Below are 12,011 nucleotides of genomic sequence, written 5' to 3' on the forward strand. Positions count from 1 at the left end.
ATGGCAATTCAAATCAGTTCAGAACTGCTTGATGGTTGTGTTCTAGCACTGCTGAGCACTGAAGACTTTTATGGCTATTCACTGACACAGCGGCTGCAGGCATCTGTCCCGGTTTCAGAATCAACGTTATATCCCGTTTTACGGCGATTAAAGAAGAATGATTGGGTCACAACGTATGACCAGCCTTTTCAAGGGCGTAATCGCCGATATTACCAATTAACTGCGGCAGGACAAGCACAATTAACCCTAATTCAGGGAGACTGGGAGCAGTATTCTCAAGCAATCAATCAATTATTAAAGGGGGAGGCCACATCATGACAGCCTATTTAGACCAATTTGCGGCGTTACTAATCCAGTTAGCAGTTGACGAACGCGATGAAGTCATCAATTTTTATCGGGAATACTTATTGGATGCGGGGATTCAAGATTATGATGATTGCGTGGCGGAACTGGGGACACCTAAGCAATTGGCACGCAAAGTTTTAGCGGATTATTCAATTCGTTTTAACGAGAATTTAACAGCAGAAACGACGAAACGGCAGAAATCACGCGCGGGGGTACGTGCCATTTGGCTGGTAGTCTTAGCGCTACTGTCGACGCCAATTACGATTCCGGCATTAATCGTGATTTTTGCGGTGTTGGTGGCGGTCGCTGCAGTAGTGTTTGCTATTGCGGTAACAGTCGTTGCGTTGGTTGCCGCAGTGACAATGTTGGCGTTATCCGCAGTTACTGCGGGGATCGGTGTCTTTACGCAATCAATATGGGTCTCACTGTTTTATATTGGAAGTGGCCTAGCAATCATTGGGATCGAATTATTATTTTTACCGTTGGTTGTCTGGTTTGTTGGACTCATTATTCAGGGTGTTTCCACCGTGGTTCAACGCTTATACCATCGGTTTGTGAAACGTAATCGTGCAGAGAGAGGAGGCCGCCATCATGAAGAAAACCGTTAAAATTGGTTTTTTGTTGTTAATTTTAGGAATTATTTTGGCAATTTTCGGTATCGCAAATAATGGGATTCAAACGGTTTATTGGCGTAACGGCTTCCATATTCAGCATCGCTATGTACAAACGTATCAACCAAGCCAGCTCAAGTCGATTACACTCAAGACTGGCTCGGATGTGGTGATTCGCTCGGGCGCAAAGAACAGCGTGAAAGTAGTTAGTAATATGCAAAAGCCCACGGTTGAAGATGATGCAGGCCATTTGACCGTTAAATCGGCTGCTGGCAACTATGCGACCTTTAATTTTCAGTTAACTAAGTCTATCCAAGATACCACGGTGATCACTGTTGCCAAGGGGACTAAGTTGGACAAGATTACCGCTGAACAGGGTCAAGTCGGCGACGTTAGTATTAACAATCTAACGATTAAGCAGCTAGCGCTAAAAATGCGTGGTGACCTGAATTTGACTGCGGTTGCGATTGAACAACCCTTGACAGACATTAGTGCTTCTGACGCGACGTTGACTAAGGTTACCGCGCCCAGCTTGGCGCTGAATAGTGATGGTGAGGTGCACGTTGACCGGAGTCACTTTGACCAAGCCACCTCTTCAGTCACCAGCAACGATGAAGTGACATTGCGCCAAACGAGTTTAAAAGGTGGCCAGCTAACGACGAGTGACAGCGATGTGTCTCTACTTAATAATCAGTTGGCCGAACAACTAGTGGTTAAGACGACAGATGGTGATATTCATGTTACGGCTGACAAAGCTGCCGGCATTAACGCCAGTACAACGGACGGAACCTTGCATGTTTTTGACTGGCATCAGGACGACGCTAAAAGTTATCAAGTTCAACCACAAGCTAAACAGCAATATCAATTATCAACCACGGATGGTGATATTACAGTCCAAGCAGTGTCATAGGGCGGTTTCACTTAAATTAATTTTTCAAAAAAGGTCATCAAATTTTCGAATTTGATGACCTTTTTAGCTGATTTTTAAAATGTTATTGATTGGCTTTATCAGAAATTGCTGTAAATGTCATGGCGGCTAAGAAATCCGCAATTCGTTGAGTCGGTTGCTTGAAGAATTCAGCGGGGGTACCATCGAATAAAATCTTGCCGTTTTCCACGAATAAGATTTTATCGGCGACCGCACGCGCAAATTCCAAATTATGCGTCACGATGATCATCGAATCTTTTTCTTGTGCGAGTTCCAATAGGACGCGCAGGACCCCGGCTTCAAGCTCAGGATCGAGGGCACTGGTTGGTTCATCAAGTAGGATATATTCGGGATTCATCGCAAGTGACCGTGCAATCGCGACTCGTTGTTGTTGTCCACCTGAAAGTTGACTTGGATAAGCATCTGCTTTATCCGCTAAGCCGACTTTATCAAGTAAGTTGAGAGCGTTCTTTTTAGCGTCCGCAGTGGATTGCTTCAAGACTTGGATTGGGCCTTCCATCACATTTTTGACAACGGTTAGATGTGGGAAGAGATTGTAGCCTTGAAAAACCATCCCGGTCTTACGCCGCAACGTTAAGATGGTTTTATTGGATAAGGGTTTGGCAAAATCAATCGTCAAATCGTTAAAATGATATTGCCCATTTTCAGGACGTTCTAACAAGTTTAATGAACGTAAGAGCGTTGATTTTCCGGAACCAGAAGGTCCAACAATGACGGTCGTTTGGTGTTCTTTAAATTCAGTATTAATGTCAATCAAGGCTGGATGGTCACCAAACGTTTTATTGACGTGTTCAAATTTTATCAAAGTGGCGCCTCCTAATTAATTGGGCTGATGTAACGCGAAGTGCGTTTTTCGAGGTAGCCTTGTAACCAACTTAGAATCGAGCATAAGACAGCATACAATGCGGCGACCAACGAGTACATTACCAGTGGCTGATAGTTTTCAGCGGCAATTTGCTGGCTGACTTCAAACATTTCAATGATGGTAATTGAAGCGGCCAGGGAAGTATCTTTGACTAAGCTAATGAAGCTGTTTGACAGTGGTGGTAACGAAACCCGCGCTGCTTGAGGCAAGATGATCCGTCGTAAGACTTGTGGTTTGGTCATTCCAATGGAATAGGCTGCTTCCCATTGGCCTTCTGGAATTGATAGGATCGATGCTCGAATAGTTTCGGCACAGTAGGCACCGGTATTTAACGAGAAGGTCGCAATCCCAGCAGTCCAAGGATCGAGTTGAATCCCGTTGGGCCAGATGCCTTTAACCTTGAGGTAGGGTAAGCCAAAATAAACGATAAATAATTGGACCAACAACGGGGTACTGCGGAACAGCCAGACGTAAAAATAGGCGATCGCTTTTACGATTGAGAACCAACCACGCCGTGGGGATAACTTAGTGAGCGCCGTTAGAACAGCTAAGATTAAGCCGATGATAAATGAAATAATTGCAATTGGAATTGTATATTTGAGCCCGGCCGCCACAATTTGTGGGGTCGCGGTCACGATAATGTGCCAAATGGCTGCCATGAAGATCCTCCTGTGAAACTAAAATTATTGACCTATGTAGTTGAGTCACCAGTTTACTGGTGACTCAAGATGTAAATTATTTGTTAGTGACATCCGCACCAAAGTATTTCTTAGATAACTTGGTTAAAGTGCCGTCTTGGCGTAATTCTTGAATAGCCTTAGAAACTTGCTTTTGTAATTTTGAATGTTTCTTGGTAAAGATCGCGCCGATCTTTTGTGAAGCGATTGAATCGCCAGCATCGATTAACCGAATATTGGCGTCAGGCTTTTGCTTCAGGTAAGAGTAGAAGGATTCACCAGAGTTGATGGTCCCATCAACCCGACCTTGGGAAACGAGGTCAATCGATTGTTGGAAACCGTCAACGGGAGTAATCGTTGCGCCCAATCGTTTAGCATCGGCCGCGTTATTACTCGTCGTCGTTTCAGCGACTTTTTTACCCTTGATATCGGTAATCGTCTTGATCGATTTGTTGTTCTTTTTTACGGCTAGCTTCGATTTGGAATAAATGTACGGTGTTGAGAAGAGATACTTCTGTTTCCGTTCTTTATTTTCGGCCATGTTGTTAATGACAACGTCGAATTTGTTAGTATCCAGACCAGCGACCAATGAATTGAATTTTGTTGGCACGAACTTAACCTTGACACCCATCTTTTTGGCGACGTCACGTGCTAGTTCAACTTCGAAGCCAGTCAACTTGCCATCTTTCCGATAGCTGTATGGCTTGAAAGTCCCTTCTAGGCCGACTGTTAACGTTCCCGACTGTTGCAACCCTAAATCTGACCCCGCGGCGCTGGACTTACTCGAGCTGTTGTTACCACAAGCGGTCAAAGTGACTGCTAAAGCAACCCCGAAAACAGCGAGACCGAACTTTTTAATGAATCGTTTCATCGTTTTTAAAACACTCCCTAATTTTTTTGACACTATTTCATCATAGTTGAAAGTGAAACAACTGACAAAAAATAAGTACCGTGTTTTTATTATAACGAAGGTCACTGATTCATGGTAGTTAAAAAGGGGTTATACGTTACTTTTTAGTGACATCGCCACCGAAGTACTTCTTAGAAAGTTTTGTTAAAGTGCCGTCTTGCCGAAGTTCTTGAATGGCTTTTGAAACTTGTTTTTGTAATTTAGCATGCTTTTTCGTAAAGATGGCGCCAATCTTGGACGTGTCAATTGAACTACCGGCATCAATTAAACGAATATCGCTGTGCTTATTTTGTTTGAAGTAAGCATAGAATGCTTCACGAGAATTAATGGTCCCAGCGACTCGGCCTTGAGAAACGAGATCAATGGATTGTTGGAAGCCATCGGTTGGGGTGACTGTCGCGCCTAAACGTTTGGCATCGGCGGCATTGTTACTAGTCGTCGTTTGGGCGATCTTCGTGCCCTTGATTTCGGTAATCTTTTTAATATCTGATGACTTCTTAACAGCCAATTGTGATTTCGAATAAATGTAAGGGGTTGAGAATAAGTACTTGTTTTCTCGCGCCGGGGTTTCGGCAATGTCGTTAATCACAACGTCATATTTGTTGACGTCCAAGCCAGCAATCAAAGAATCAAACTTTGTGGGGACGAATTTAGCTTTGACACCCAATTTCTTAGCGACAGCCTTGCCGAGGTCGACTTCAAATCCGGTTAATTTACCATTTTCACGATAACTGTAAGGTTTAAAAGTTCCTTCGAGGCCAATCGTTAACGTCCCTGATTTTTGTAGCCCTAAGTTTGAGCTCGCAGCACTTGAAGCGCTACTAGTTTTACTTGAAGACTTGCCACACGCGGATAAACTGACTGCCAGTGCGATGCCTAAAAAGACGACTCCTAATTGTTTTACCCATTTTTTCATATCCAATTCACTCCTATGTCTAAATTTTTGCCAACAAAAAAATTGCATTTATCCTTTAGTAAAAAGGACGAATGCAATCGCGGTACCACCTTTGTTTCTGAATTATTCACATAATCCAGCTCCATGAGTTAAGTTAACTCGAGTACGGTAACGGGTACTGAGCGTTTACGGTTTGCCTGATGTTCGCCGTAACCATTTAGAGACCATCTTCAGTTTTGTTTTCAGATTGCCTTGCACCCGTACTGGCAACTCTCTTAGCAGAAAACGTAACTTACTCATCTCATCCGGACGTTTCGTTTATTTAGAGCTAGTTTAGCGCGGTAAAATGTGATTGTCAAATCAATTTATCATAATTCACTAATTATATTGTTATTTTTATCATTTTCAATTAATTTTATTGACGTGGGAACAAAAGAGTCTGGTCAAAACCCCAGGCTCATTTTGTTATTCCTAATATTTATAGCCGAAACGTGGAACAAAAGGCTGCGACCTCCGCTTAGCTACGAAAGTCAAACGATTGAAAATGCCAATCATTCGACTTTCTAGGCTATGCTCGGTAGCAAACCGCCTTTTGTCCCACTCTCGTCTGCAATTTAGAATTGGTTAGCTGGGATTAAATTAGGCGCTGGCACAACGGCGGTACTCTTTTGTAGTAGCTCGCCTAAACGCTTGATACCAGTTGTAATGGTTTCAGGTGTCAAACTGGTGAAGTTTAAGCGGAAGGCATTTTCAACCTGGCGACTGGCAAATTGACAAGCTGCCGGGACGTATGCCACGTGTGCTTGTGGTAAGACCACGTCGTTTAAAAGCTTTGTAGCATCGATATCAGTTGGTAAAGTGACCCAGATGAAGAAACCACCAGCTGGGCGAGTATACTGCACGTTAGTTGGCATATAGCGGTCGAGAGCTTTCAACATCGCATCGCGTTTGATCCGATAAGCTTGGTTGATGGTCGCAACATGGTCATCAATGTCATGGGTCTCTAGATAAGCATTGATGGCGGCTAAGGTAATGTTGGGCGATTGCACGTCAATTGCCGATTTTAAGTTAATTAAGGCATGCATTACTTCGTCATCGGCGACAATCCAACCGGTCCGCAAAGCGGGCGACAAAATCTTTGAAAAACTTGAAATAAAGATTACGCGACCTTCAGTATCATAGTGTTTGATTGCAGGAACGGACTTACCGCTATAACGGAGATCACGGTAAGGGCTGTCTTCCAAAATCATGACGTCATATTGGTTGGCTAATGCGACCATTGCTTGCCGACGTTTAGCTGACAGCGTGGTTCCAGTAGGGTTATGAAAATCAGGAATAGTGTAGATTAATTTGATTTCAGGATGAGCTTGTAGCGTTTGCCGAAGTTGATGAATATTCATGCCATGATTATCAACGGGTACTTCGTAATAAGTTGGCTCGTATGTGTCAAATGCAGCTAACGCGCCCATATAAGTTGGGCCTTCAACGACCATTGAATCCCCCCGATTCAATAGTAGTTTTGCCACTAAGTCGATGGCTTGTTGGCCGCCTTGCGTTAACATCACATTGTCAGCGGTGGTCATCACGCTGGCGTGACTGGCCATCCGTTGTGCCAACTTTTGACGTAGCGCTGGTAAGCCTTGCGTGGACTGATATTGAAAAATGGCTGGACCAGTCGTGTCAATGGCGGTTTGATAAGCTTGTTTTAAGTCGTTTTCTGGGAATAAAGTTGCATCTGGAAAGCCACCAGCAAAAGAGATGTTGGCTGGGTTGGCACTATTTTTGAAAATATCGTCAAGATCAGAAGACTCGTTGTTTAATACGCGGTTCGCAAATAGATTTTTCATGATGATTCCCCCACTTAAATTTTTCTAATTCATTATTATTTTATTGATTGTTAGTATGATAAAATGGGTGAGAGATTTAGTAAAGCTCAACTTTTTCAATTATAAATGAAATTCATTCATCTAAGGAGCAAAATAAACGATGGCTAATTTTTCCTATGAAGTTTTTGCCACGGTGGTGGCCCAGAAAACCTTTTACCAAGCGGCTGCGACTCTGAATGTGACTCCGAGTGCCGTCAGCCATTCGGTTAATCAGTTGGAAAAAGAACTTGGTTTTCCGTTGTTCATCCGGAACCGTTCGGGTGTTGAACTTACCAGTGATGGGCGGCAAGTGTTGCCATACGTGCAAGAAATCTTGAATACTGAGAGTAACTTACGACAAGTTGCGGACAATATTCAAGGCTTACATTCTGGCTCGGTGCGGATTGGCGGCTTTAGTAGCGTCTGTATCAACTGGCTGCCACGGATTATTCGACGTTTTAATCACGCTTATCCAGATATTGAAATCTCGGTCGTGCAGGGGGATTTCAATGAAATTACGAAATGGGCCAAGATTGGGACAATCGATATTGGTTTCACGTCCATGCCAGTCAATGATAATTTGTTAGTTCATGCGCTCGTCAATGATCCGATTTATTGTGTGACGCCGGCTGGCTTTGTGCCGGAAAATGGGAAATACATGACGACGGATGATGTGGCCGACCAGAACTTTATTCTCCAACAGAGTGACTATGATCGTGATACAAAGTTGGCGCTGGATCATTACCATGTCACGAATAACTTCTTACGATTCTCAATTGATGACCAATCGATTATTTCAATGGTTGAGTCTGGTTTAGGGATGGGAATTTTACCACAACTGGCTTTGAAGAAGTTAACTGGGGACGTTAATACGTATCCCTTTGCAGAACCCTATAACCGTGAAATTGCGTTGGTGGCGAATAAAACTCAGGCCACTGCGCCGTCGACAGTCATGATGATACGTGCCATCAAGCAGTTTTTGACTGATGAATACGCGGAGCAGATGCTCTGGAAATAATAAAACGCTCTGACCAATTTACGGATTGCTCAGAGCGTTTACGTTTAGTTGATGAATTCTTGAATATAATTAGCTAATTTCCAGCTACTATATAAGCTAGTATGACTAGCATACCAGCTGTGGATAATGTGCTGTTCGTAGTGCTTGACGATTGGCCGGTAAATTGCCTGTCCGGCTAAAGCACTTTGTACTGGAATGACGCCGTCACCGTTGATGTCGCCTTTTGTTTTTCCAGCAATGAGTAAAACCCGGATTTTAGGACTGATGGCGGCTTGTTTGGCAATTAGTTCTTTCAAACCAGTTGTTTGATTATTGGGATTAACCGCTGTCGGTTGATTGGAATTTTGTTTGAGGCTGGTGCCGTTAAAGGGTGTTGCGATCACGACTAAGTGGGTTGGCACTGGCACCTTGCTAGTTTGTTGCAGGTAAGTTGTTGCCACTAAACCGCCGGACCCATAAGTGACTAAATTAAACTGGCGGAATTTTAATTGTTGTTGGGCACGTTTTAGTGCAATTTTAAGCCAGCTTGCTTGTTGCGAAATACTGGCGGTTTTAGTCGGTAGTTGTAATTGTAGGCAAGGGCGGGTGTCATAAGTTTTAAAGGTTCCACTGAATTTGACCTGCCCAGTGGTGCTGATGTGAGCACTAATAATTGATTGATTGCCATTATTGCGTTGGATTCCAGCAGCGAATTGATGACGTTGCTCGACTGTGGTCTTGGCATCTAACAAAATGACGGTTGGTGTCCGGGTAGTTGAGCCAACGGTGATGGCGGCAACCGGGTGCTTTGGTTGACGAACCTGTCGTTGCCACAGCAGTGTCCCGCCAATTACGCCAAATAATGTGAGTAGCCAAGCCGCGGCTACGAGAACTTGTTTAGTTGTTGTCTTCATCGAATTTTCCGCCATCCTTATTAGTTCGTTACTAAACTTAGCTTAAATGGTTGTGAGTTGCAACTGGCTTTCATCTATCCGTTGATAAGTAGATTTAAGATAGCAAAAGACCCAGCCAATGATTTGGCTGGGTCTCCTTAAATGCAATCAGTTCAGTGCACCCTTTAGTGCAGAGACTGATGCTTTAAGATTTCGATTGGTACTCAAAAAGCATCACCCCCTTTCGATTTATTGTTTGTAGCTTACGCTGATTGGCAAGGTGGGTCAAATAATTAGTTCGCTCAGAATCCAAACAGGGTATAATAAGGTTCCTTGGCAGGGGCAGAAGTTTTAGAACTTCATGCTTGAGTTTTTCTGGCGACTTAACTTTAATCCGTTAAGTCGTCTTTTTATCGTTAAATAGTCATTAATTGACTTAAGAATTCCTTAAAAAATGCCTATCATAAATGTTATGAAAATGGTAAATTAATAAAGGAACTTTTTTTGGTCACTTATTGGATTGTCAACATTTATAGGGAAGAGGGATTATTCACATGGTCTTTAACTTGGTGGTTAATATTATTGGGATTGTGGTGTTCATCGCAATCGCCTACTTATTCTCCAAGCAAAAGCACGCCATTCATTGGCGTTCAGTTGGTATCATGCTGGTCTTAGAAATCTTGTTAGCATGGTTCTTGACAGGTTCACAAGTCGGTGTCGACGCAGTTAAGGCTGCTGCCGATGGATTCACTTGGCTCGTTGATGTCTCATATGATGGGATTGCCTTCGCTTTAGCCAGCTGGGTCAATGTTAAACAAATGGACTTCGTTACGAGTTCATTATTACCAATTTTATTGATTGTGCCATTATTTGATATTTTGACATATATCGGCGTTTTACCATGGATTATCAAATGGGTCGGCCGGGGCTTAGCTTATATTACCGGTCAACCAAAGTTCGAATCATTCTTCGTTGTTGAAATGATGTTTTTAGGTAATACCGAAGCGCTAGCCGTTTCACAATTACAATTAAAACAAATGAATGCCCGGCGTAACTTGACCATCGCGATGATGTCGATGAGTTGTGTCACGGCTTCCATTCTAGGGGCTTATATTCAGATGATGCCTGGTCAATTTATTTTGACGGCGGTACCGATGAACGTCTTAAACGCGGCGATCATCGCGGCTATCTTGAACCCCGTTGAAGTTTCACCAGAAGAAGATACGATTGCCAAAGTTGGCAGTAGTGCAGCGGTTGAAGAAACCACTGAAACGACTGAAACTAGTGGCTCAGAAGATTTAGCAGATGCACAAGTTAAAGCTGCTAAACCAGCTCGCGAACCATTCTTCTCATTCTTGGGCGATTCAATCTTAGGTGCTGGTAAGTTGATCTTGATCATTGCTGCCAACGTCATTGCCTTTGTGGCCTTAGCTAAATTGATTGATAAGCTCTTAGGCTTGATCAATTCTAACTTATCACTTGAAAATATCTTTGGGATTATCATGTTCCCATTTGCTTGGTTGCTTGGTTTCAACCCACACGATGCCTTCCAAATGGCCTCATACATGGGGACCAAGTTAGTCACTAACGAATTTGTTGTCATGGGTGAAGTGACTAGCAAAGTAAATGACTTTGCGCCTCACTTTAAAGCCGTGTTGACGGTCTTCTTAACTTCCTTCGCCAACTTCTCAACGGTCGGTATGATCATTGGGGCGTTCAAAGGGATTGTTAACCGTGAAAAGAACGATGTTATTTCACGGAATGTCGGCTATATGCTGTTATCTGGGATTTTAGTTTCCCTCTTATCAGCTGGGGTCGTCGGCTTATTTGTTTGGTAAACATGACTTAAATCATAAATTTTGAAACGATCTTTCGGCTGTAACGGCTGAGGGTCGTTTTTTCGTATCTTATTTTTGTCCAGTTGCTGCTAATTGATTAAGTCTTCTGTGAAGCGCCATCAATGATAGAAGTTAACTACTCAGAATATTTAAAATCATTATACTGATTGACATGTACACGAGTGCCAGTCATAATGAAAGGGAAAATAATGATAAAAACCTTCGTTGATAGTGAAACGGAAAAGATATTCAATCAACAATTTTCTAAAAAATTGCCACAAACTATTCAAAAAATAGCTTTACGTAAACTGATTATGTTAGATAATGCGTTTGATATCAGTGATTTGAGGGCACCACCTGGAAATCATTTAGAGCAGCTGTTGGGCAATCGCCAAGGGCAATATAGCATTAGGATCAACACACAATATAGAATCTGTTTTTTTGTTCAAAATCGAAATGAATTTTTTGCAGTTGAAATTGTAGACTATCATCATTGATAAATTAAGGAGTGAAAAACATGTCCAAAATCCCAGCACCAAGGATTAGTGAAATTTTAAAAAAAGAGTTTATGGATCCTTTGAATCTTTCAGCATATGCCTTGGCCAAGAGTATCAATGTTCCAACTTCTAGAATTCAAGATATTTTGCATGATCGCCGTCAGATTACGGTGGATACATCTGTGAGGTTGGGACGTTTCTTGGGTGTATCTGACCGGTATTTTCTAAATCTACAACTCGACATTGAGTTTCGTAATGCGGAAGAAAGCAAGGGGAAGGAGTACGGCCAAATTCAGCGCTATCAGGTCATATAACTTGTATGATAGGTGAGCGATTTGATCTGAATGCAAAGTAATTCTTTCTGGAAGGGTTACTTTTTTTTTCACTTTATACAGGCAGATTATTTAGTTAACAATTCAGCAGATTTCAATCATTGATGTCAAAGCAAAGGCAGTCGATTGAGTGATTGCTAGTGGTGAAAAGCAAAAAGACATCATGGTTTGCAAAAGTGGCTAACATGATTCAATGGCAGTTAAGGACGATGTTTAAAGTACTGATAGCTTTTATGACGATGTCAACGCAAATTCGTTGAAAATTCATTACCAATTTGCTGAAAATCCGATTACGGCTAAACGAGACAAAACAGCTTATTAACAAGGTTTCCAATAG

Annotated in this window: 13 protein-coding genes and 1 other annotated feature; of the genes, 7 read left to right on the forward strand and 6 right to left on the reverse strand. The window is 42.5% G+C overall.

Annotation, left to right across the window (positions count from 1 at the left end; genetic code table 11):
- From FFM64_RS08710 to FFM64_RS08720, 3 genes are read left to right on the forward strand one after another with little or no spacing between them, the layout of a single operon-like run.
- Complete coding sequence (locus tag FFM64_RS08710; RefSeq protein WP_137607628.1) at positions 1-318, forward strand: PadR family transcriptional regulator; 318 nt, start codon at positions 1-3, stop codon at positions 316-318.
- Positions 315-953: a DUF1700 domain-containing protein gene (locus FFM64_RS08715; RefSeq protein WP_137607629.1), complete on the forward strand. Its 639-nt coding sequence runs from the start codon at positions 315-317 to the stop codon at positions 951-953. The genes FFM64_RS08710 and FFM64_RS08715 overlap by 4 nt, the downstream gene beginning before the upstream one ends.
- Positions 937-1,866 (forward strand): DUF4097 family beta strand repeat-containing protein, encoded by a 930-nt coding sequence (locus tag FFM64_RS08720; RefSeq protein ID WP_137607630.1) that lies wholly within the window; start codon positions 937-939, stop codon positions 1,864-1,866. Before FFM64_RS08715 ends, FFM64_RS08720 begins: the two co-directional genes overlap by 17 nt.
- 82 nt (positions 1,867-1,948) lie before the next feature.
- Here the strand turns inward: FFM64_RS08720 and FFM64_RS08725 are convergent, their stop codons facing one another.
- The 5 genes from FFM64_RS08725 to FFM64_RS08745 form a co-directional block, all read right to left on the reverse strand.
- The gene (locus tag FFM64_RS08725; RefSeq protein WP_137607631.1) at positions 1,949-2,710 is read right to left on the reverse strand and encodes an amino acid ABC transporter ATP-binding protein; all 762 of its coding nucleotides are present in this window, start codon (positions 2,708-2,710) and stop codon (positions 1,949-1,951) included.
- An 11-nt stretch (positions 2,711-2,721) separates the two neighbouring features.
- On the reverse strand, positions 2,722-3,429 hold the full coding sequence (locus FFM64_RS08730) for an amino acid ABC transporter permease (protein ID WP_137607632.1): 708 nt from the start codon (positions 3,427-3,429) through the stop codon (positions 2,722-2,724).
- A gap of 76 nt (positions 3,430-3,505) precedes the next feature.
- Entirely contained in the window at positions 3,506-4,318 is an 813-nt protein-coding gene (locus FFM64_RS08735; protein WP_137607633.1) for a transporter substrate-binding domain-containing protein, read from the reverse strand.
- A gap of 136 nt (positions 4,319-4,454) precedes the next feature.
- Positions 4,455-5,273 (reverse strand): transporter substrate-binding domain-containing protein, encoded by an 819-nt coding sequence (locus tag FFM64_RS08740; RefSeq protein ID WP_137607634.1) that lies wholly within the window; start codon positions 5,271-5,273, stop codon positions 4,455-4,457.
- A gap of 60 nt (positions 5,274-5,333) precedes the next feature.
- Positions 5,334-5,569, reverse strand: a binding site (T-box leader).
- Between the two features lie 297 nt (positions 5,570-5,866).
- On the reverse strand, positions 5,867-7,099 hold the full coding sequence (locus tag FFM64_RS08745) for an aminotransferase-like domain-containing protein (RefSeq protein ID WP_137607635.1): 1,233 nt from the start codon (positions 7,097-7,099) through the stop codon (positions 5,867-5,869).
- A 139-nt stretch (positions 7,100-7,238) separates the two neighbouring features.
- Between FFM64_RS08745 and FFM64_RS08750 the strand changes: the two genes are divergently transcribed.
- Positions 7,239-8,135, forward strand: a complete 897-nt coding sequence (locus FFM64_RS08750; protein ID WP_137607636.1) for a LysR family transcriptional regulator — start codon at positions 7,239-7,241, stop codon at positions 8,133-8,135.
- A 44-nt stretch (positions 8,136-8,179) separates the two neighbouring features.
- Here FFM64_RS08750 and FFM64_RS08755 read toward each other — a convergent pair whose 3' ends face one another.
- Entirely contained in the window at positions 8,180-9,028 is an 849-nt protein-coding gene (locus FFM64_RS08755) for an alpha/beta hydrolase (RefSeq protein ID WP_137607637.1), read from the reverse strand.
- A gap of 533 nt (positions 9,029-9,561) precedes the next feature.
- On the opposite strand from FFM64_RS08755, the gene FFM64_RS08760 reads away from it, so the two are divergent.
- From FFM64_RS08760 to FFM64_RS08770, 3 genes are all read left to right on the forward strand, one after another.
- Positions 9,562-10,845 carry a NupC/NupG family nucleoside CNT transporter gene (locus FFM64_RS08760; protein WP_137607638.1) on the forward strand — a complete coding sequence of 428 codons (1,284 nt, stop codon included), beginning with the start codon at positions 9,562-9,564 and terminating at the stop codon, positions 10,843-10,845.
- Positions 10,846-11,054: 209 nt separating this feature from the next.
- Entirely contained in the window at positions 11,055-11,342 is a 288-nt protein-coding gene (locus FFM64_RS08765; RefSeq protein ID WP_137607781.1) for a type II toxin-antitoxin system RelE/ParE family toxin, read from the forward strand.
- A gap of 20 nt (positions 11,343-11,362) precedes the next feature.
- Complete coding sequence (locus FFM64_RS08770) at positions 11,363-11,656, forward strand: HigA family addiction module antitoxin (RefSeq protein WP_137607639.1); 294 nt, start codon at positions 11,363-11,365, stop codon at positions 11,654-11,656.
- Positions 11,657-12,011: the final 355 nt, after the last annotated feature.

The organism is Lactiplantibacillus daoliensis (assembly GCF_005405005.1).
Lineage (GTDB): Bacteria > Bacillota > Bacilli > Lactobacillales > Lactobacillaceae > Lactiplantibacillus > Lactiplantibacillus daoliensis.